Raw genomic sequence first — 21794 nt, 5'->3', positions numbered from 1 at the left:
AAAGAACCAGACCGGCTCAGGCGAGCCAAAGACGCGATTTTTCGATGACCCTGATGGTCTCGTCCCAAAGCTCCAGCCTGTGCAGGTCGGCGGGCTCGACCCAGGCCACCGCGGCAGCATCGTCGCCGGCCACGGCCTCGCCGGCGATCCAGCGGGCGGCATAATCGACGATTGTGTAATGGTACAAGATACGGCCGTCCGGCGCGGTCTGCACGGAGTCGATCACGTCGACCAGACCGAGCAGTTCGATCTGCACCCCGGTTTCCTCGGCTATCTCGCGGTGGATGCCCTGGGCAACCGTCTCGCCCAGATGCTGCGCACCGCCCGGCAGACTCCAGATGCCGGCGCGCGGCGGTTTGCCGCGCTGCACCATCAGCACCCTGCCGTCCTTCCAGACGATGGCACCCAGGCCGACCAGCGGTTGCATGGGGTATTCACGGGCCATCGTTTCATCTCCATACTGGCCAGCGGAATCGCGTGCCGCGCCAGAATAACAAAAAACGCCGGAGGATACGCCGTGACGGTTCAGTTCGATGCGCATAATGCCGCTGTGATCGCCGATCCCTATCCGGCGCTGGCCCGCCTGCGGCAGGACGACCCGGTGCACTGGAGCGATCGGCTGGGCGGCTGGATGCTGACCCGGCATGACGACATCCGGGCCTCCCTGCGCGATCCCCGCCTGTCGTCGGATCGTATGAGGCCATTCTTCGCCCACCTGCCCGATGAAACCCGCACCGGCCTGGCTGACCTGGATGCGCATATGGCGCTGTGGGCCGTGTTCAACGATCCGCCGGTGCATACGCGGCTGCGGGGCCTGATGAACCGGGCCTTCACATCATCCGCCGTCGCCGCCCTGCGGCCGCAGATCGCCACCATCGTGCACGGACTGGTTGACGATCTGCTGCAGCGACGCGAGGCGGATTTCATCCAGGCCTTCGCCTATCCCCTGCCCGCCACGGTGATCGCCGCCTTGCTGGGTGTGCCGCAGCAGGATGTGGAACTTCTCAAACGCTGGTCCGACGACCTGGGCAGCTTCGTGCTGACCTCGCGGCTTTCGCCCGACAAATACGCCCGCGCCAACGCCGCCATCGCCGAGATGAACGCCTATTTCGGCGAACTGGTGGAGGAGCGCCGCAGGACGCCGCGCGAGGATGTCGCCACCGGACTGGTGATGGCCGCCGAGCGCGGCGACTTCCTCAGTCGCGACGAATTGGTGGCGGCCTGCGTGTTGCTGCTGTTTGCCGGGCACGAAACGACCACGCATCTGCTGGGCAACGGCTTGCTTGCGCTGCTGCGGCACCCCGACCAGATGCAGATGCTGCGCGACCGGCGCGACGACTCCGCCCTGGTTGCCAACGCGGTGGAGGAGATGCTGCGCTGGGATGGTCCGTCGCTGGCCCAGGTGCGCGTTGCGGCCGACGATTACGAATTGCGCGGCAAGGTGATGCGCAAGGGGGCCCGGGTGTTCCAGATGCTGGCCGGCGCCAACCGCGATCCGGAGGTGTTTGCCGATCCGGATCGTTTCGACATCACACGGGCGGACAGCAGCCGCCACGTCACCTTCGGCTTTGGCATCCATTTCTGCATCGGAACGCCGCTGGCCCGGCTGGAGGGCCAGGTCGCCTTCCCCATCCTGATGGAACGGCTGGGCGACATCGCCCTGGCCGCCCCGCCGGACTGGAGCGATTCGATCGTGGTGCGCGGCCTGAACCGCCTGCAGATCGCCTATTCGGCGGCCTGAGACAGTCCGTCGTTCAGGATCTGCCACAGCTTCTGCGGCGTGGCCGGCATGTCGACATGCTTTATGCCCAGATCGGCCAGCGCATCGACGATGGCGTTGATCGTTGCCGGCGCCGAACCCACTGCACCCGCCTCGCCGGCACCCTTCACGCCCAGCGGATTGGTCTTGCACGGTACCTCGCAGAGGATCACCTCGATGTCGGGGAAATTGTCGGCGCGCGGCAGGCAGTAGTCGGTGAAGCTGCCGGTCAGGAGCTGGCCGTCGGCATCGTAGACGACGTTTTCATACAGCGCCTGGCCCACGCCCTGCACCACGCCGCCATGGATCTGGCCCTTGACGATGGTGGGGTTGATCACTTTGCCCATGTCGTCGGCCACCACGTAGCGCACCACGTCGGCCACGCCGGTGGCTTCGTCGATTTCGACCTCGCAGACATGGCAGCCATTGGGGAAGGTGATCGCCTGGACCTGCCAGTCGGCGGCGGTATCGAGCCCGGCCGCCTCGCCAGCCTTGGCGTTGCTGCGCTTGCGGGCTTCGCGCGCCACCTCGACGATGCCGACATCGCGGTCGGTGCCGGCGACGCGGAAACGGCCGGCGGCGAATTCGATGTCGCTGGCGGCCGTCTCCAGCATGTCGGCCGCCACCACCTTGCCCTTCTCGACCACGCCGTCCTTGGCTTTCAGGATCGCGCCGCCCTCGGAATAGAGCGAGCGCGCGCCGCCGGTGCCGCCGCCGGTGGGGATGGCGTCGGAATCGCCCTGCAGGATGCGGATCCTGTCGAAATCGACGCCGAGCTGTTCGGCCACGATCTGGGTATAGGCGGTCTCATGCCCCTGGCCGGTCGACTGCGTGCCGACATAGACCTCGACGAAACCATCCTCGGCGAAGCGGATTTCGGCGCGTTCGGTGGGTGCGCCGCCCGTGGCCTCCAGATAATAGGCCATGCCGATGCCGCGACGCTTGCCGCGCTTCTTCGCTTCCGCACGGCGAGACTCGAAACCGGCCCAGTCGATGGCTTTCAGGGCGGTATTCGAGGTGTTTTCGAATTCGCCCGAGTCATAGGTGAGGCCCATGGCGCTGGTCCACGGGAAAGCGGTGGGCGGGATATAGTTCTTGCGGCGCAGCTCGGCGCGGTCGATACCCAGTTCGCGGGCCGCCACGTCGATCAGGCGCTCCATGATGTAATTCGATTCCGGGCGGCCGGCGCCGCGATAGGCATCCACCGGCACGGTGTTGGTGAACACGCCCTCGACGCGCGAATACACGCCCTGGAAGCGATAGACCGAGGACAGCACCTTGGTGCCGGCCATGGTGGGAATCATCGGCGCATAGGTGGACAGATACGCGCCCATATCGGCGATATTGTGGATGCGCAGGGCCAGGAAGTTGTGGTCCTTGTCCAGCGCCATCTCGGCATGGGTCAGGTTGGCACGGCCATGGGTGTCGGTCAGGAAAGCCTCGCCGCGATCCGAGGTCCATTTCACCGGCCGGCCCAGCGCGCGCGACGCAAACAGCGTCATCACCTGCTCGGGGTAGATGAAAATCTTCATGCCGAAGCCGCCGCCAACATCGCCGGTGACGACATGGAACTTGTCTTCCGGCAGGCCGAGAATCTTGGCCAGCAGCTTCTTCTGCACCCACACGCCCTGGGTGGGCGTGTAGAGGGTGAAACGGCCGCTCTCCTTGTCGAAGGCGGCCAGCGCCACGCGGGCTTCCATCGACGCCACCACGATGCGGTTGTTTTCCAGCGTCAGCTTCACCGTCTTGGCGGCGGAAGCAAACAGCGCGTCGATCTTGGCCTTGTCGCCGATCTCCCAGTCGAAGGCGCGGTTGTTCGGCGCCTGCGGCCAGATCTGCGGCTGGCCCGGCTCCATCGCGGTGGCCATGTCGGCAGCGGCCGGCAGAGCATCGTAATCCACCTCGATCATCTCAGCCGCATCACGCGCCTGGGCGGCGGTTTCCGCCACCACGAAGGCGACCGGATCGCCGACATGGCGCACCATGCCATCGGCCAATGCCGGGCGCGGCGGATCGGCACGCATGGAGCCATCGCGGTTTTTGAGCGGAATCGTGCAGGGCAGGTCGCCGACATTGGCGGCCTTCAGGTCGGCATGGGTATAGACCGCCAGCACGCCCGGGGCGGCCTGGGCGGCGGCCGTGTCGATCTTGAGAATCCTGGCATGGGCATGCGGCGACCGCAGCATCACGCCATAGACCTGGCCGGGCAGGTTGATGTCGTCGGTATAGCGCCCCTTGCCGGTGATGAAACGCTGGTCTTCGACGCGGCGAACCGGCTGACTCTGGCCGAACTTGCTCATCGGAACGTCCTTTCGGGGCGGAAAGTAAGGGGGTAAGGCCGGAAAACTTTGGGCGAAATGATAGGGATTCCCGACTGCCTTTCAACCCGTCCGGTTACGCATCATTGCCGGGGTGCAATTCCCGCGCCGGCCGCGCGGGGAGCCAACGTGTCAGGGGCCATGGCGGCGCAGCGAGCGGTAGGTCCAGAATGGCAGGGCGCCGTTCACGATGCAGAAGGCGGCAAACAGGAATACCGCCGTGTAGCCGCCGGTCATGTCGTGCAGCTTGGCCCCGATCAGGGTGCCCGACGACACGCCCAGCCCCGAGCCCACCATGATGGTGCCGAAGATCATGCCAAAGCGCCGGCCCTGGAAGATGCGGGCCGCCGTCGCCCCCACCATCGGACCGCGGGCCCCGAAGGACAGGCCGACCAGCAGGACGAAGGCCCAGAGCAGCGCCGGCGAGCGCCAGCCTTCCAGCGCCCAGAGCGCGGCCAGACCAACCAGGCTGAAGGCATAAGACAGCGCCGCCGAGGCATGGCGGCCGATCCGGCCATCAAGCCAGGCGAAACCGACGATGCCGACCGGGGTGAGCACGCCGACCAGGCCGTAGATTGAGGCGGCCTGCAGCGGCGCATAGCCCAGTTCGACCAGATAGGCCACGGCCTGCACCATCACCGAGAACATGCCGGCAGAGGTGAAAAAGAAAACCGAAGCCAGGCCCCAGAAGGCGGTGGTGCGCAGCGCCTTGCCCAGGGTCCAGTCATCGCCGGATACGGCGCCGGGCACCGCATCGGCGCCGGGTGGCGGCAGCCGGACGCGGCCGGCCTGCACAGTGGGCCAATGCTGCAGCAGCAGGACCGGCAGGGCCAGCAGCGCGATGCCGGCCAGGGTGAGATAGGCGATGCGCCAGCCCCAGGTCTCGATCACGAACTGCGCCAGCGGCACCAGCATCAGCGCGCCGATGCCAAGGGCCGCATAGACCACGCTCATGGCGCGCGAGAGCTGCGCGCCCTCGAACCAGCGCGCCAGCAGGGCCGAATGCGGCGCGTTGCCCAGCGAGGCGGCGGAGGCGCCGACGCCAATCCCGATGAAGAGATAAAGCTGCCAGAGCTGGCTGGCGAAGGAGGCCAGCACAAGGCCGGCCACCAGCATGGCCAGGCCGGCGATATAGAGCCGCAGCGGACCGAAGCGATCGAAGCAATAGCCGGCCAGCGGCGCCGTGCAGCCGGCCAGCAGCATCTGCAGCGAATAGATCGCCGCCACATCGGCGCGGTTGGCCTGGAATTCCTCGGTCAGGGCGAGCAGGAAGGTGGTGAAGGTCTCGCCCGTGCCACGCGACAACGCGTTCAGGAAAAAACAGGTGCCGACAAGGATGATTGCAGTCTTGGCCGCGCTGCGACTGGGTCCGTCTTCCGGCACGGCTCAGCCCTCGACGCCAGATTCGGCCTGGCGCAGCATCTGCCGGGCGATGACGATCTGCTGGATCTGGCTGGTGCCCTCGTAGAGGCGGAACAGCCGCACATCCCGATAGAAGCGCTCGACGGCGTATTCCTGCATGTAGCCGGCGCCGCCATGGATCTGCACCGCGCGGTCGGCGACCCGCCCCACCATCTCGGAGGCGTAGTATTTGCAGCAGGACGCCTCCATCGAGACATTCTCGCCGGCGGCATAGCGCGCGGCGGCCTCGCGGATCATGCAGCGTGCGGCATAGGCCTCGGTGCGGCTGTCGGCCAGCATGGCCTGCACGAGCTGGAATTCGGCGATCGACTGGCCGAACTGCTTGCGCTCGCGGGCATAGGCCACCGATTCATGGATCAGGCGTTCGGCGGCGCCGACGCACAGCGCCGCGATATGCAGGCGGCCGCGATCGAGCACCTTCATCGCGGTCTTGAAGCCCTGGCCTTCCCGGCCGCCGATCACGTTCTCGGCCGGCACTTTCACATTGTCGAAAATCACGTCGGCGGTATGCGCGCCGCGCTGGCCCATCTTCTTGTCGGGTTTGCCGACGCTCAGGCCCGGCGCATTGGCCTCGACGATGAAGGCCGTGATGCCGCCGGCCCCCTTGTTGCTGGGGTCGGTGCGCGCCATCAGCGTGAAGATGCCGGCCTGGGGCGCGTTGGTGATATAGCGCTTGGCGCCGTTGATCACGTAATGGTCGCCCTGGCGTTCGGCGCGCGTGCGCAGGCCGGCCGCATCAGAACCGGCATCGGGCTCGGTGAGCGCAAACGAGGCAATCACTTCGCCGCTGGCCAGACGGGGCAGCCACTTCTGCTTCTGCTCGGGCGTGCCGTCGATCAGGATGCCCTGACTGCCGATGCCGACATTGCTGCCGAACATGCTGCGGAAGGCCGGCGAGGTCCAGCCCATCTCAAAGATCAGTTCGACCTCCTCGGCCAGGTCGAGGCCGAGGCCGCCATATTCCTCGGGGATCGAGATGCCGAACAGACCCATTTCGGCGAAGGCCCGGCGGATTTCGTCGGGGATTCTGTCCTCGTCGGCGACCTGCTTTTCCAGGGGAACCAGCCGCTCGCGAACGAAGCGGCGCAGCGTGAGCCTGGTCTGCTCAAGCGTATCCTTGTCCATGACGCATCACTCTTCCTGAACGGTCTGACGCAAGCTTGGCATAACTTCCGCCGGCCCGGAAGGGATTAGCCGCGACGGAAGGCCACCGCCGCGAGCCAGCCGGCGAACACCGCCAGCAGCACGGCGATCAGGCCATAGACGGCCGGTTCCTGCCGCGAGAAGTCGTAGACTTCCTGTTCGATGCCCTGCTTGTCGATGAACAGCGGCGTGGACTGCGCCGCGACGATGCGGTCGTCGCTCACCAGATAGATTTCGGTCTGATAGGTGCCGACCGGCACGGTGGCCGGAAAGCTGATCGCGGTGCGGAACAGCTTGGGGCCCAGGAAATCCACACTGCCGGTATTGTCCTGATAGAGCCCCTCGCGGGTTTTCTGCCGCACGATGGCGGCGCGGAATTCATTCACGTCCTCGGGGTTGCGCTTGCCGAGATAGCGGAAGCGCAGCGTATTGGCGCCGATCTGCAGGCGCTGCAGCAGGCTGGGCGGCGCGATCTCGACCAGCGGGCGCGTGCTGGCCACCGCGTAATAGGCCGGCACGCCATCGAAACTCTCCGAACGCCGCGTCAGCCAGAACCCGAAGGTCTGCCGCTTGCGCCGCACCACGGATGTCGTTGCCGGGCCGCGCACCACGACGATCACCTCGCCGGGCTCGTCGATGGCGCCGAACAGCAGCAGTTCGGTGCCGGTGAAGCTGGAGGTGATGGCAATCAGATGCGAGGACAGGTCGGTGATCAGCGGCGCATCGGCCGGCACCGGTCCGCGCGGGGCATTGCGCGCCGCCTGGGCATGCGCCTCGCCGGCCAAGCCGAGCAACAGCAGGCAGATCGCGGCCAGGCGGATCATCGCGGACCGCTTTCCAGGAAATACGGATCGTCCGGAGTCATCACCAGCTCGAAGGCCAGCGCGATCGCAACGACCAGAACCAGCGCCGCCAGCAGGCCGCGCACCTGCTCGCCGCGCAGACGCGCGCCATGCCGCACGCCGTATTGCGCACCGATCACCGATCCGACCAGCAGCAGCAGTGCCAGCGTCACATCCACCGTCTGCGTGGTGATCGCGTGCAGCATGGTAACGTTGGCGGTGACGAAGATGATCTGGAACAGCGAGGTGCCGACCACCACGGCGGTGGGCATGCCCAGCAGGTAGATCATGGCCGGCACCAGCAGGAAGCCGGCGCCCACGCCCATGATGGCGGCAAGGATACCGACCAGCACGCCGAGGCTGAGCGGCATCAGCGCGCTGATGTAGAGCTGCGACTTGCGGAATCGCATCTTGAACGGCAGCGCGCGGATCGCCGGGTGGTCGTGCAGCCGCTTGCGGCGGCGCAGCGGCTGGCCGTCGGTCGTCTTGCGGCGCAGCGCGCGAATGCTCTCGCCAAGCATCAGGCTGCCGATCAGGCCAAGGATGAGGACATAGGACAGCGCGATCACCGCATCGAGCTGGCCGATGCGCTTGAGCAGGCTGAACAGATAGGCGCCGAAGCTGGAGCCGATCAGGCCGCCAACCAGCAGGACGCCGCCCATCTTGAAATCGACATTGCTCTTGCGCCAGTGGGCATAGACCGCCGAGACGCTGGCCGCCACCACCTGGTTGGCCGATGTGGCCACGGCCACCGGCGGCGGCACGCCGATGAAGATCAGCAAGGGCGTCAGCAGGAAGCCGCCGCCGACGCCGAACAGGCCGGACAGATAGCCCACCGCCCCACCCAGACCGAGCAGCAGCCATACGCTGACGGACAGCTCGGCGATGGGAAGGTAGATCTGCATAATTGCTGGCGAATCCCGGAACGCGACTGCCCTGCCGCGGCAACCCCACCGCAGCAGCCAGGCCTTGCGGCCATCATCGATTGTTAAACTGGCACGTCAACCGTTGCGATTTCGTGACCAGCCCGATCCCGCCGCGCCTGTCGCGCCGTTCTATTGCCGCGCCGCCGCGGCATCCGCGGGCGGAACGGCAACGCCCGCCTTCGCCAGCTCGCGGCCGAGCGACCCGCTCAGGAAGGCGAAATACATGCGGAAGTCGGAGACGAACGACCACAGCGGGTAGCGGAAACTGGCCGGCTTGTTCTTCTCGAAGAAGAAATGGCCGATCCAGGCCGGCCCGTAGCCCGAGACCAGCCCGCCGAGCAGCCAGAGCAGGTTGCCGGTGGCGACGGCCGCGGCCAGACAGGCCAGGCCGATGGTAGTGCCCAGGTAATGCCAGGCCCGGGTGATCGGCCGGGCATGCTCGCGCAGGTAAAAGGGCCAGAATTCCGCGTAGGTCTGGATCCGGCCAGGCCGGTCCTGGTCGCCGGGCCCGGGCTGATCGTTTGCATGCCCCCGGACATCCGGTTGAATCCGATTGTCGGACATTGTTGTTTCCTCCCGATTGGGTTCTGGATAGAATATACCAATTTTCCCGGATTACCAGTGATTTTTGTCATCAACCCGTGAGCCGGAAGATTCGATTTGACGTTTACGTAAACGTAAACTAAGACTCCCTGCCGACTCACAAAACAAGCCCATGGGAGGCATACCGTGTCGGAGAAGACCTACACGATCACCGATCTGGCCCACGAATTCAAAGTGACGGCCCGTGCGATTCGGTTCTACGAGGACAAGGGCCTGCTGCATCCCTCCCGCCAGGGCATGATGCGGGTCTACACCAAGCGCGACCGCGCCCGCCTGCAGCTGATCCTGCGCGGCAAGCGCCTGGGCTTCAGCCTGGCCGAGATCCGCGAGATGATCGACCTCTACGACCTGGGCGATGGCCAGCTCGAGCAGCTGCGCCTGACGCTGAAGCGCTCGCGCGAGCGGCTCAGCGCCCTGGAGCAGCAGCGCCGCGATATCGAGGCGGCCGTCGTCGAACTGAAGCACGACATCCGCACGATGGAGGAATTCCTCAAGACCCGCGAGCGCGACCGGCAGCCGGTGACGCTCAAGGAATTCGTGCAGAGCCACTCCGGCAGCCCCGCCGGCGCCCTGATCAGCGCCGCCGAATAAGCATTTCCGCGTTCCCCCTCGGGATTCTTTGCCGGAATGGATTCCGGAAGGCTTCCCGAGGGGCTTTCGACAACCAGATAAAAGTCCGTCCGCATTCCAAGGAGACATCGTCATGCGCAACGTGGTGATCGCCGGTTACGCCCGCTCGCCCTTCACGCTGGCCCGCAAGGGCGCCCTCACCAAGGTTCGCCCTGACGATCTGACCGCGCAGGTGGTCAAGGCCCTGGTCGAGCGCACCGGCATCGACCCGAAGGCCATCGAGGACGTGATCGTCGGCTGCGCCTTCCCCGAGGGCGAGCAGGGCCTGAACGTTGCCCGGCTGATCAGCTTCCTGGCCGGCATCCCGATGGAAGCCGCCGGCACCACGGTGAACCGGTTCTGCGGCTCGTCGATGCAGAGCATCCACCAGGCCGCCGGCGCGATCCAGATGAATGCCGGCGAGGCCTTCATCTGCGCTGGCGTGGAAAGCATGACCCGCGTGCCGATGGGCGGCTTCAACACCCTGCCGAACCCCAAGCTGCTGCAGGATTATCCGCAGGCCTATGTCTCGATGGGCATCACCGCCGAGAACCTGGCCAAGAAATACGGCATCGACCGCAAGGCGCAGGAGCAGATGGCCGTCGAAAGCCATGCCAAGGCCGCCGCGGCGCAGAAGGCCGGCAAGCTGAAGGACGAGATCGTGCCGATCGTGGACGGCAACAACCGCGTGGAGCTGGATGGCTGCATTCGCCCGGACACCTCGGCCGAGGGCCTGGCCGGCCTGAATCCGGCCTTCGATGCCGCCGGCACCGTCACCGCCGGCACGTCGTCGCCGCTGACCGACGGCGCCTCGGCCACGCTGGTCTGCTCGGAAGACTTCGCCAAGGCCCATGGCCTGAAGCCGCTGGCCCGCATCAAGTCGATCGCCGTGGCGGGCTGCGCGCCCGAGATCATGGGCATCGGCCCGGTGCCGGCGACCGAAAAGGCGCTGAAGCGCGCCGGCCTGTCGCTGAAGGACATCGACATCATCGAGCTGAACGAGGCCTTTGCCGCCCAGGCGCTGGCCTGCGTGAAACAGGCCAATTACGACATGAGCAAGGTGAACCTGGACGGCGGCGCCATCGCGCTGGGCCATCCGATGGGCGCCACCGGCGCCCGCATCACCGGCAAGGCCGCGTCGCTGCTCAAGCGCGAAGGCAAGCAGTTCGCGCTGGCCACCCAGTGCATCGGCGGCGGGCAGGGCATCGCCACCGTTCTGGAAGCCGTGTAAGCGCCGGAGTCACCTGACCATGAGCGAGATCAAGAAAGTCGCCGTGATCGGCGCCGGCGTGATGGGATCGGGCATCGCCGCCCATGTCGCCAATGCCGGCATCCCCGTGGTGCTGCTGGACATCGTGCCGGCTGGCGCCAACGACCGCAGCGCGCTGGCCAAGGGCGCCATCGAGAAGATGCTGAAGACCAAGCCGGCGCCGTTCATGCACCCGCGCGTCGCTAAGCTGGTCACCCCCGGCAACCTGGAGGACGACCTCGACAAGCTGGCCGACGTGGACTGGATCTGCGAGGCGATCATCGAGAATGTCGAACTGAAGCGGAAGCTCTATGCCACGCTGGAGCAGAAGCGCAAGAAAGGCTCGATCGTCACCTCGAACACCTCGACGATTCCGCTCGACCTGCTGACCGACGGCCTGCCCGAGAGCTTCGCGCAGGATTTCGCCGTCACCCACTTCTTCAATCCCCCGCGCTACATGCGCCTGTTCGAGTTGGTGAAGGGACCCAAGACCCGCCCCGACGCCATCGAGGCGCTGCGCCGCTTCGGCGACGTCAAGCTGGGCAAGGAGGTGGTGGACTGCAAGGACCGCCCGGGCTTCATCGCCAACCGCATCGGCATCTACTGGTCCACGGTGGCCACCGCGCTGGCCTATGACCTGGGCCTGACCGTGGAAGAGGCCGACAGCATCGTCGGCAAGCCGATGGGCGTGCCCAAGACCGGCATCTTCGGCCTGGCCGACCTGACTGGCATCGACCTCGGCCCCTATGTGGTCGGCTCGATGCTCAAGACCCTGCCCAAGACCGATGCCCTGCACCAGTTCTACAAGGCGGATCATCCGCTGAACGCTCTGATGCAGAAGATGATCAAGGACGGCTATACCGGCCGCAAGGGCAAGGGCGGCTTCTACCGCGCCCGCGGCAAGGAAGTGCTGGATCTCAAGACCGGCGAATACCGCCCGCTGCAGCGTGCCAACCTGGAATCGGCCAAGGTCGCCCGCAAGGGCCTGCGCGCCCTGGTCGAGCATGGCGACAAGGGTGGCCAGTATGCCTGGGGCGTGCTGAGCCGCGTGCTGAGCTATGCCGCCGACCTGGTGCCCGAGATCGTCGACGACATCGCCGCGGTCGATACGGCGATGAAGACCGGCTATGCCTGGAAATACGGTCCCTACCAGCAAATCGACCAGCTCGGCACGGGCTGGTTCGCCGAGAAGCTCAAGGCTTCCGGCATGCCGGTGCCGAAGATGGTGGAGATCGCCGCCGGCCGCCCCTTCTACAAGGAAGAGAACGGCAAGGCTTATCGCCTGACGCCGAAGGGCGACTACGCCGAGATCGTGGTCGAACCCGATGCCTGGACGCTGGCCGACATGAAGCGCGGCAAGCAGCCGATCCTGTCGAACAAGGGCGCCAGCATCTGGGACGTGGGCGACGGCGTCGCCTGCCTGGAACTGCACACCAAGATGAACGCGGTGGACGCCGACATCATCGCGATGGTCAAGGAAGCCGGCAAGATCGACAAGAAGGGCTTCAAGGCGCTGATCATCGGCAGCGATTCCGACAACTTCTCGGTCGGCGCCAATGTGGGCATCGCACTGTTCCAGGCCAACATCGCCATGTGGCCGGCGATCGAGCAGGGCATCTCGGAAGGCCAGGATGCCTACATGAAGCTGAAATACGCGCCCTTCCCCGTCGTGGCCGCCGTGGGCGGCATGGCGCTGGGCGGCGGCTGCGAATTGGCGATGCATTCCTCGGCCATCCAGGCCCATGCCGAAAGCTATATGGGCCTGGTAGAAGTGGGCGTCGGCGTGATTCCGGGCTGGGGCGGCTGCAAGGAGCTGGTCACCCGCGCGATCACCAACAAGCGGCGGCCCGGCGGCCCGATGCCGGCGCTGGCCCAGGTGTTCGAGGCGATCTCGACCGCCAAGGTGGCGACCTCGGCCATGGAAGCCCGCGACATGCTGATCCTGCGCGAGAGCGACGGCATCACGATGAACCGGCGCCGTCTGCTGGCCGACGCCAAGAAAAAGGCGCTGGAACTGGCCAAGGACTACAAGCCGCCGGTGCCGGTGGAAATCAGCCTGCCGGGCCCGAGCGCCAAGGCGGCCATGAGCCTGGCCGTGGAAGGCTTCTTCCAGCAGGGCAAGGCCACCAAGCACGACGTGGTGGTGTCGGGCGCGCTGGCCAACGTGGTGTCGGGCGGCAAGACCGACATCACCGAGGTGATCACCGAGAAGAAGCTGCTCGAGCTTGAACGCGAGAACTTCATGACGCTGATCAAGACCAGCGCCACGCTGGACCGCATCGAACACATGCTCACCAAGGGCAAGCCCCTTCGGAACTAATTGGGCGCAATTAAGCAGCGAGTTGTAGGGAGACAGGCCATGCCGAGCTATACCGCCCCGATCAAGGACTTCCAGTTCGTGCTGCACGACGTGCTGCAGATGGAAAAGATGAGCAACCTGCTGGGCTTCACCGATGCCAGCCGCGACGTGATCGACGCCGTGCTGGAAGAAGGCGGCAAGTTCATGAGCGAGGTCACCGCGCCGCTGAACCGCGTCGGCGACCTGGAAGGCTGCAAGTGGGATAACGGCGTGGTCACCACGCCGACCGGCTTCAAGGAAGCCTACAAGCAGTATTGCGAAGCCGGCTGGGGCGCGCTGACCGCGGAGGAGAAATACGGCGGCCAGGGCCTGCCCCATGTGCTGGGCATCGCCATGGCGGAAATCCAGTCCTCGGCCAACATGGCATTTGCCATGTATCCCGGCCTGACCCATGGCGCCTACGAGGCGTTGCTGCGGCATGGCTCGGAAGAGCAGAAGAACATGTATCTGCCGAACATGGCGTCGGGCAAATGGACCGGCACCATGAATCTGACCGAACCGCATTGCGGTACGGATCTCGGCCTGATGCGCACCAAGGCCGAGCCGCAGGATGACGGCAGCTACCTGATCACCGGCACCAAGATCTTCATCTCGGCCGGCGAGCACGACATGGCCGAGAACATCATCCACCTGGTACTGGCCAAGATTCCGGGCGGCCCGGAAGGCATCAAGGGCGTCAGCCTGTTCCTGGTGCCGAAATTCCTGGTCAATCCGGACGGTTCGCTGGGTGCGCGCAATGGCGTCTCCTGCGGCTCGATCGAACACAAGATGGGCATCCACGGCAATTCGACCTGCGTGCTGAACTACGACAATGCCAAGGGCTGGCTGGTCGGCCAGAAGCACAAGGGCATGCAGGCGATGTTCGTGATGATGAACGCCGCGCGCCTCGGCGTCGGCGTGCAGGGCCTGTCGCAGGCCGAGGTCGCCTACCAGAACGCCCTGACCTATGCCAACGACCGCCTGCAGGGCCGCGCGATCACCGGCACGAAGAACCCCGACAAACCAGCCGACCCAATCATCGTGCACCCGGATATCCGGCGCATGCTGCTGACCATCAAGGCCTTCGTCGAGGGTAGCCGCGCGCTGGCGCTGTGGACCGGCATCGAACTGGACATCGCCGCCAAGCACCCCGACGCCGAGCGCCGCCAGGAAGCCGACGATCTGGTCGCCTTCCTCACGCCGATGGTGAAGGCCTACATGACCGATTTCGGCTACCAGTGCTGCACCATGGCCCAGCAGGTCTATGGCGGCCACGGCTATATCGCCGAATGGGGCATGGAACAGTTCGTGCGCGACGCCCGCATCGCCATGATCTACGAGGGCGCCAACGGCATCCAGGCGCTGGATCTGGTTGGCCGCAAGCTGCCCACGGGCATCGGCCGGCTGGCGCGCCGCTTCTTCCACCCGGTCTCGGCCTTCATCGAGGAAAAGATGATGAGCCCCGAGATCGGCAAGGATTACGTGATGCCGCTGGCCAAGGCCTTCGCCCGCCTGCAGACCGCCACCGCGCTGATCAGCGAACGCGGCCTGAAGAACCCGGACGAAGCCGGCGCCGCCTCGTGGGACTACCTGAACATGTTCGCCCTGGTGGCGCTGGGCTACATGTGGGCCCGCATGGCCGAGGTGGCCAAGCAGAAGCTGGCCGAGGGCGAAGGCGACAAGGACTTCTACGAGACCAAGCTGGTCACGGCGCGCTTCTTCATGGAGCGTATGCTGCCCGACACCGCCGCCCAGCTCGCCAAGATCCAGGCCGGCTCTGAAAGCACCATGATGCTGAAGGCCGCCAATTTCTGATCACGAAAGGCCGTGCAAGGCACGGCGAGTCTAGGAGAGGAAACGAAGAGAATGACCGAATACGGCATCCCGCGCAGCATCTACACTGAAGACCACCAGATGTTCCGCGAGGCGGCGCGCAAGTTCTTCGAGCGCGAAGTCGTGCCCCATCACGCCAAGTGGGAAGAGGATGGCGTGGTGCCGAAAGAGGTCTGGCGCAAGGCCGGCGAGGCCGGCTTCCTCTGCGCCACCATGCCGGAGGAATACGGCGGCTCGGGCGTCGACCGCCGTTACTCGGCCATCCTGATGGAAGAGCAGGCCTATACCGGCTGCACCGGTCCGGGCTTTTCGCTGCATTCCGACATCGTCGCCCCCTACATCCTCGCCTACGGCTCGGAGGAGCAGAAGAAGAAGTGGCTGCCGAAGATGGCCTCCGGCGAGGTGATCGGGGCCATCGCCATGACCGAGCCGAGCGGCGGTTCCGACCTGCAGGCGGTGAAGACCACCGCCATCCGCGACGGCAACGAGTTCGTCATCAACGGCCAGAAAACCTTCATCACCAACGGCCAGAATGCCGACCTGGTGATCGTGGTGACCAAGACCGATCCCAAGCAGGGCGCCAAGGGCACCACGCTGTTCCTGGTGGAAGCCGGCCGCGAAGGCTTCACCAAGGGCCGCAATCTCGAAAAACTGGGCATGAAGGCGCAGGATACCTCCGAGCTGTTTTTCTCCGACGTGCGCGTGCCGCCCGAGAACATGCTGGGCGGCGAGGGCCAGGGTTTCTTCTACCTGATGCAGGAACTGGCCTGGGAGCGCCTGCAGATCGCCATCATGGCCGTGGCCGGCTGCGAGGCCGCACTGAAATGGACCGTGGATTACACCCGAGAGCGCAAGGCCTTCGGCAAATCGGTGCTGGATTTCCAGAACACCAAGTTCGAGCTGGCCGAGATGAAGACCGAGACGCAGATCGCCCGCGTCTTCGTCGACAAGTGCATCGAGATGGTGGCCGAACACAAGCTGGACGTCGCCACCGCCGCGATGGCGAAATACTGGTGCAGCGACCTGCAGTGCAAGATCCTCGACCGCTGCCTGCAGCTGTTCGGCGGCTATGGCTTCATGTGGGAATATCCGATCACCCGCGCCTATGCCGATGCCCGCGTGCAGCGCATCTATGGCGGCACCAACGAAATCATGAAGGAACTGATCAGCCGTACACTCTAATCCGGGAATCCGGCGCAACCGCATAATCACTAGGGAGAGAAAAATGACCGAAGCCTTCATCTACGACGCCGTGCGCACGCCGCGCGGCAAGGGCCGCGCCAGCGGCGCCCTGCATGAAGTCACCCCGATGCGCCTGGCCACCACCGTTCTGGAGGCCGTGCGCGACCGCAACGAACTCGACACCTCCCTCGTCGACGACGTGGTGCTGGGCTGCGTGATGCCGGTGGGCGAACAGGGTTCCGACATCGCCCGCGTCGCCGTGATCCAGGCCGGCTATGCCGAGACCACCGCCGGCGTGCAGATCAATCGTTTCTGCGCCTCGGGCCTGGAAGCCTGCAACATGGCGGCCGCCCAGGTGATGTCGGGCCAGAGCCAGATGGCGATCGGCGGCGGCGTGGAGAGCATGAGCCGCGTGCCGATGGGCTCCGATGGCGGCGCCTGGGCCACCGATCCGGCCGTGGCCCTGCCGACCTATTTCGTGCCGCAGGGCATCTCGGCCGACCTGATCGCGACCAAATACGGCTTCAGCCGCGCCGACGTCGATTCCTACGCCGTGGAAAGCCAGAAGCGCGCCAAGCGCTCGTGGGACGAGGGCCGGTTCAAGAAGTCCATCGTGGCGGTGAAGGATATCAACAACCTGACCATTCTGGACCGCGACGAGCATCTGCGGCCCGACACCACCATGCAGACCCTGGCCTCGCTGGATCCATCCTTCACCATGATGGGCGAGCAGTTCGGCTTTGATTCGGTGGCCATGCAGCGCTACCCGGAAGTCGAGCGCATCGAGCATGTGCACCATGCCGGCAATTCCTCGGGCATCGTCGATGGCGCCGCCGCCGTGCTGATCGGCAATGCCGAGGCCGGCAAGAAGACCGGCCTGAAGCCGCGTGCCCGCATCCGCAGTTTCGCCTCGATCGGCTCGGAGCCGACCATCATGCTGACCGGCCCGTCCTTCGCAGCCGAAAAAGCGCTGAAGATCGCCGGCATGACGCCGTCCGACATCGACCTGTGGGAGCTGAACGAGGCCTTCGCCTCGGTGGTGCTGCGCTTCATGCAGGCGCTGAACATCCCGCATGACAAGATCAACGTGAATGGCGGCGCCATCGCGCTGGGCCATCCGCTGGGTGCCACCGGCGCGATGATCCTGGGCACCATGGTCGACGAGCTGGAGCGCAGCGGCAAGAGCACCGCGCTGGTGACGCTCTGCGTCGGCGCCGGCATGGGCACCGCCACCATCATCGAGCGCGTCTAAGCGCCATCACGTTAATTCAGGGACGAAACAATGATCGAATACAGCATCGACGGCGACGGCGTTGCCGCCATCGTCTGGAACATGGCCGACCGGCCGATGAACGTAATGAACGGCGACAGCCTCGCCGCCTTCCGCGAGGCCGTCTACAAGGCGATCGGCGACAAGGCCGTGAAGGGCGTGATCGTCACCTCGGCGAAGAACGACTTCGTCGCCGGCGCCGACCTGGTGAACCTGCTGAAGGAAAGCCAGGACGCCGCCAAGGCCCTGCAGAACAGCTTTGCCCTGCAGAAGCTGTTCCGCGATATCGAAAAGGCCGGCAAGCCCTTTGTGGCCGCCATCAACGGCACCGCTCTGGGCGGCGGCTATGAAATCTGCCTGGCCTGCCATCGCCGCATCGCCGCCGACAACCCCAAGGCCCTGATCGGCCTGCCCGAGGCCAGCATCGGGCTGCTGCCCGGCGCCGGCGGCACCCAGCGCCTGCCGCGCATGATCGGCGTGTCCAAGGCCCTGCCGATGATCCTGGAAAGCAAGAAGGTCGATCCCAAGGCCGCGCTAGCGCTCGGGATGGTCGACGAGGTGGTGGCGCCGGGCGAGCTGCTGATCCGCGCCAAGACCTGGCTGCTGGCCGAGGGCCAGACCAGCCATGTGAAGCCCTGGGACCAGAAGGGCTTCCGCGTGCCGGAAGCGGCCAATACGCCGAAGGGCGCCCAGGTCTTCACCGCCGGCAACGCCATGCTGCGTGCCAAGACCATGGGGAATTACCCCAACGCGCAGTACATCATGTCCTGCGTCTACGAGGGCATGCTGGTGGATATCGACACCGGCCTGAAGATCGAAAGCCGCTACTTCGTCGCCTGCACCCAGTCGAAGGAAGCTCGCAACATGATCCGCTCGCTGTTCTTCTCGATCGGCGAGGCCAACAAGCTGGCCAACCGCCCCAAGGGCGTGCCCACCCAGACCTATACCAAGGTGGGCATCCTGGGTGCCGGCATGATGGGCGCGGGCATTGCCTGGGCCGCGTCGTCCGCCGGCCTGCAGGTCGTGCTGCTGGATTCCACCCAGGAAGCCGCCGAGAAAGGCAAGGCCTATACCGCCGGCCTGCTCGACAAGCGGGTGAAGGCGAAGAAGGCCAGCGAAGCCGACAAGGAGAAGCAGCTCGGCCTGATCAAGGCCACCACGTCCTACGACGACCTCAAGGGCTGCGAACTGGTGATCGAGGCCGTGTTCGAGGATCGCACGATCAAGGCCGACGTGACCAAGAAGGCCGAGGCGCAGCTTGAGCCGACCGCGATCTTCGCCTCCAATACCTCGACCCTGCCGATCACCGGCCTGGCCGAGGCGAGCAGCCGCCCGGCGAATTTCATCGGCCTGCATTTCTTCTCGCCCGTCGACAAGATGCCGCTGGTGGAAATCATCCGTGGCAAGCAGACTTCGGACGAGACGCTGGCGCGCGCCATGGACTTCGTGAAGAAGATCCGCAAGACGCCGATCGTGGTGAACGACAGCCGCGGCTTCTACACCAGCCGCGTCTTCGCCACCTACGTCACCGAGGGCCTGACCATGCTGGCCGAGGGCGTCGCCCCGGCGATCATCGAGAATGCCGGCAAGATGGCCGGCATGCCGGTGGGGCCGCTGGCGCTGGCCGACGAGGTGTCGCTGGAACTGATGCACCGCGTGCGCAGCCAGACCAAGAAGGACCTGGGCGACGCCTATAAGGCCGATGGCTCGGAACCGGTGCTGCAGGCCATGGTGGAAAAGCTCGGCCGCATCGGCAAGAAAGCCGGCAAGGGCTTCTACGACTATCCCGCCGACGGCAAGAAAAAGCTGTGGAGCGACCTGGGCAAGCATTTCCCGGTGAAGGCCGAGCAGCCCGATCTCAAAGATGTGATCAGGCGCCTGGTCTACATCCAGTCGGTCGAGACCGCGCGCTGCCTGGAGGAAAAGGTGGTGATCGACGTGCGCGACGCCGATGTGGGCTCGATCATGGGCTGGGGTTTTCCGCCCTTCCGCGGCGGCACGGTCAGCAATATCGACATGGTGGGCGTGAAGCCCTTCGTGGCCGAATGCGACCAGCTTGCGCAAAAGTACGGCGCCCGCTTCACGCCGCCGAAACTGCTGCGCGACATGGCCGACCAGGGCAAGGCCTTCTACGCCGCCTGAGCCTAGCAACGCATCAGAACGAAAGGGCCGGCATGAGCCGGCCCTTTTTGTTTGTGTATATCCAACTTGCTGCGGCGCAAAATTGGTTCATGTCGTGGTTCGCGCCGCTGCTTCAATGCGGCATTGACCCATCTGCGCCCGCAACCTAGTTTGGTCCCAATCAAAAAGAACAGCCTCCCATCGTACCGAATTCGCCATCACCTGCCCGTCCCGCCAGAGCGGCCGGTCGGCAGGCGAGCGGTGACGAGATTGTCGCGTAAAGAATCGACAACGAATGGGAGGACGATAATGACCGATCAGATCATCACCAAAACCGAGACTGCGCCGGTGAAGTCAAGCCGACGCAAATTCCTCAAGGCTGGCGGCCTGGCCGCTGGCGCGGCGGCCGTCGGCACCTTCGCGATGCCGAACGTGTCGCGCGCGCAGACCGTAACCCTGAAGATGCAGAGTTCCTGGACCGCATCCGACATCTTCCAGGAAATGGCGGCCGATTACTGCACGCGCGTGAACGAGATGGCCGGTGGCCGCCTGAAGATCGACCTGCTGGTCGGCGGCGCGGTGGTGCATCCCTTCAGCGTGCAGGATGCCGTGCATACCGGCGTGCTGGATGCCTGCCATACCGTCACGGTGTACTGGTACGGCAAGCACAAGGCGGCCTCGCTGTTCGGCACCGGCCCCGTCTTTGGCTTCAATGCCGAGCAGGGCCTGGGCTGGATTTACAACGGCGGCGGCAAGGAATTGTATGCCGAGCTGGTCAACGACATCCTGAAGCTCAACATCGTCAGCTTCTTCGCCATGCCGATGCCGACCCAGCCGCTTGGCTGGTTCAAGCGGCCGCTGAGGAGCGCAGCCGACATCAAGGGCCTGAAATACCGCACGGTGGGCCTGGCGGCCGACCTGATGCAATCCATGGGCATGGCGGTGGCGCAGTTGCCGGGCGGCGAAATCGTGCCGGCAATGGAACGCGGCGTGATCGATGCCTTCGAGTTCAACAACCCCACCTCTGACCGCCGCTTTGGCGCCCAGAACGTGGCCAAGAACTACATGCTCGGCAGCTATCACCAGGCCACCGAGTATTTCGAGATCATGTACAACAAGCAGAAATTCGCCACCCTGCCGAAGGAACACCAGGCGATCCTGCAATACGCCGCCGAGGCCGCGTCTTCGGCCAACTACTGGAAGGCCATGGATATCTATTCCAAGGACCTGCAGGAGTTGAAAGAGAAGGACAAGGTCAACATCATCCGCACCCCGAAGGATGTGTTCGAGGCCCAGATCAAGGCCTGGGATGGCATCATCGAACAGCTCGCCAAGGATCCATACATGAAGAAGGTGATGGATTCGCAGAAGGCCTGGGTGAAGCGGGTGGTCTATTACGAAACCCTGAACGCCGCCGACTACGTAACGGCCTACGAGCATCATTTCGGCAAGATGCAGGGCTGATCGGAGCGATCCGACCAAGCCTCGATTTCAACCACGGGCGGCGCCGCAAGGCGCCGCCCTCTTCATCCTCCCCAGGGCTTTCCGTTTCGGGGTTAGAAACAGCCAATGACAAGATTTCTGCTTTTCATCGACCTGCTCAGCGCCTGGATCGGCAAAGCTTTCGGCTGGCTTATCCTGATTCTCACGCTCGGTGTCAGCTACGAAGTGTTCATGCGCTATCTGCTCGGCGCGCCGACAACATGGGCCTTCGACATCAGCTACATCATGTATGGCGCGATGTTCCTGATGGCCGGCGCCTACACACTGTCGCGCAACGGCCATGTGCGCGCCGATATCTTCTATCGGCTTTGGCCGCCGCGGGTTCAGGCGACAGTAGACCTGGTGCTGTATGGCATTTTCTTTTTTCCGGCGGTGATCGCCTTCATCTGGGCCGGCTGGAACTTCGCCAAGATGTCGGTGATGTTCAAGGAATTGAGCATCTTCAGCCCGGCGGGCATTCCGGTGTTTCCGCTCAAGACCCTTATCCCGGTGACCGGCGTTCTGCTGTTCTTACAGGGGGCAGCCGACGTGACCCGCTGCATTCTCTGCATCCGCAACGGCGCATGGCCGCAACGTCTGCACGACGTTGAGGAGATGGAGTCCGCCATACTCGCCGAACAGCAGATGCTGCGCGAACAAGAAGAGAAAAATTCCGTTTCAGGCAAGGGGGCCTGAC

The 21794-nt window shown here is 64.9% G+C and carries 17 protein-coding genes; 10 read left to right on the top strand and 7 right to left on the bottom strand.

All coding sequences use genetic code 11. The features are described 5' to 3' along the window. Positions 1-16 precede the first annotated feature (16 nt). Complete coding sequence (locus ACK4FK_RS17855) at positions 17-445, bottom strand: NUDIX hydrolase (protein ID WP_409746713.1); 429 nt, start codon at positions 443-445, stop codon at positions 17-19. Positions 446-517: 72 nt separating this feature from the next. Between ACK4FK_RS17855 and ACK4FK_RS17850 the strand changes: the two genes are divergently transcribed. Then, positions 518-1741 (top strand): cytochrome P450, encoded by a 1224-nt coding sequence (locus ACK4FK_RS17850; protein ID WP_409746710.1) that lies wholly within the window; start codon positions 518-520, stop codon positions 1739-1741. Here the strand turns inward: ACK4FK_RS17850 and ACK4FK_RS17845 are convergent. From ACK4FK_RS17845 to ACK4FK_RS17820, 6 genes are all read right to left on the bottom strand, one after another. After that, a complete protein-coding gene (locus tag ACK4FK_RS17845) occupies positions 1726-4059 on the bottom strand; it encodes a xanthine dehydrogenase family protein molybdopterin-binding subunit (protein ID WP_409746707.1) in 2334 nt (777 codons plus the stop codon). The two genes, ACK4FK_RS17850 and ACK4FK_RS17845, sit on opposite strands and share 16 nt — an antisense overlap. A gap of 150 nt (positions 4060-4209) precedes the next feature. Beyond that, a complete protein-coding gene (locus ACK4FK_RS17840) occupies positions 4210-5460 on the bottom strand; it encodes an MFS transporter (protein WP_409746704.1) in 1251 nt (416 codons plus the stop codon). Between the two features lie 3 nt (positions 5461-5463). After that, positions 5464-6624, bottom strand: a complete 1161-nt coding sequence (locus ACK4FK_RS17835; RefSeq protein WP_409746701.1) for an acyl-CoA dehydrogenase family protein — start codon at positions 6622-6624, stop codon at positions 5464-5466. 65 nt (positions 6625-6689) lie between these two features. Beyond that, on the bottom strand, positions 6690-7466 hold the full coding sequence (locus ACK4FK_RS17830) for a TIGR02186 family protein (RefSeq protein ID WP_409746698.1): 777 nt from the start codon (positions 7464-7466) through the stop codon (positions 6690-6692). Further along, positions 7463-8389: a sulfite exporter TauE/SafE family protein gene (locus ACK4FK_RS17825; RefSeq protein ID WP_409746695.1), complete on the bottom strand. Its 927-nt coding sequence runs from the start codon at positions 8387-8389 to the stop codon at positions 7463-7465. Before ACK4FK_RS17825 ends, ACK4FK_RS17830 begins: the two co-directional genes overlap by 4 nt. Before the next feature lie 150 nt (positions 8390-8539). After that, positions 8540-8974, bottom strand: a complete 435-nt coding sequence (locus tag ACK4FK_RS17820; RefSeq protein WP_409746692.1) for an Mpo1-like protein — start codon at positions 8972-8974, stop codon at positions 8540-8542. A gap of 165 nt (positions 8975-9139) precedes the next feature. Here ACK4FK_RS17820 and ACK4FK_RS17815 point away from each other — a divergent pair, with 165 nt between their 5' ends. The 9 genes from ACK4FK_RS17815 (at position 9140) to ACK4FK_RS17775 (ending at position 21793) form a co-directional block, all read left to right on the top strand. Next, entirely contained in the window at positions 9140-9604 is a 465-nt protein-coding gene (locus ACK4FK_RS17815; RefSeq protein WP_409746689.1) for a MerR family transcriptional regulator, read from the top strand. A gap of 112 nt (positions 9605-9716) precedes the next feature. Next, a complete protein-coding gene (locus ACK4FK_RS17810) occupies positions 9717-10853 on the top strand; it encodes a thiolase family protein (RefSeq protein ID WP_409746686.1) in 1137 nt (378 codons plus the stop codon). Positions 10854-10872: 19 nt separating this feature from the next. Then, positions 10873-13191, top strand: a complete 2319-nt coding sequence (locus ACK4FK_RS17805) for a 3-hydroxyacyl-CoA dehydrogenase/enoyl-CoA hydratase family protein (protein WP_409746683.1) — start codon at positions 10873-10875, stop codon at positions 13189-13191. Positions 13192-13230: 39 nt separating this feature from the next. Beyond that, positions 13231-15024 (top strand): acyl-CoA dehydrogenase C-terminal domain-containing protein, encoded by a 1794-nt coding sequence (locus ACK4FK_RS17800; protein ID WP_409746680.1) that lies wholly within the window; start codon positions 13231-13233, stop codon positions 15022-15024. 51 nt (positions 15025-15075) lie between these two features. Further along, complete coding sequence (locus ACK4FK_RS17795; protein WP_409746677.1) at positions 15076-16224, top strand: acyl-CoA dehydrogenase family protein; 1149 nt, start codon at positions 15076-15078, stop codon at positions 16222-16224. A 43-nt stretch (positions 16225-16267) separates the two neighbouring features. Further along, complete coding sequence (locus ACK4FK_RS17790) at positions 16268-17476, top strand: acetyl-CoA C-acetyltransferase (protein WP_409746674.1); 1209 nt, start codon at positions 16268-16270, stop codon at positions 17474-17476. 30 nt (positions 17477-17506) lie between these two features. Continuing rightward, on the top strand, positions 17507-19636 hold the full coding sequence (locus tag ACK4FK_RS17785; RefSeq protein ID WP_409746671.1) for a 3-hydroxyacyl-CoA dehydrogenase NAD-binding domain-containing protein: 2130 nt from the start codon (positions 17507-17509) through the stop codon (positions 19634-19636). A 288-nt stretch (positions 19637-19924) separates the two neighbouring features. Further along, complete coding sequence (locus ACK4FK_RS17780; protein WP_409746668.1) at positions 19925-21079, top strand: TRAP transporter substrate-binding protein; 1155 nt, start codon at positions 19925-19927, stop codon at positions 21077-21079. A 105-nt stretch (positions 21080-21184) separates the two neighbouring features. Next, positions 21185-21793, top strand: coding sequence for a TRAP transporter small permease subunit (locus tag ACK4FK_RS17775; protein WP_409746665.1), 609 nt, complete (start codon positions 21185-21187; stop codon positions 21791-21793). Position 21794: the final 1 nt, after the last annotated feature.

This window comes from Ferrovibrio sp., assembly GCF_046297895.1.
Classification (GTDB): domain Bacteria; phylum Pseudomonadota; class Alphaproteobacteria; order Ferrovibrionales; family Ferrovibrionaceae; genus Ferrovibrio.
This window is presented reverse-complemented; position numbering and strand designations above follow the sequence as displayed.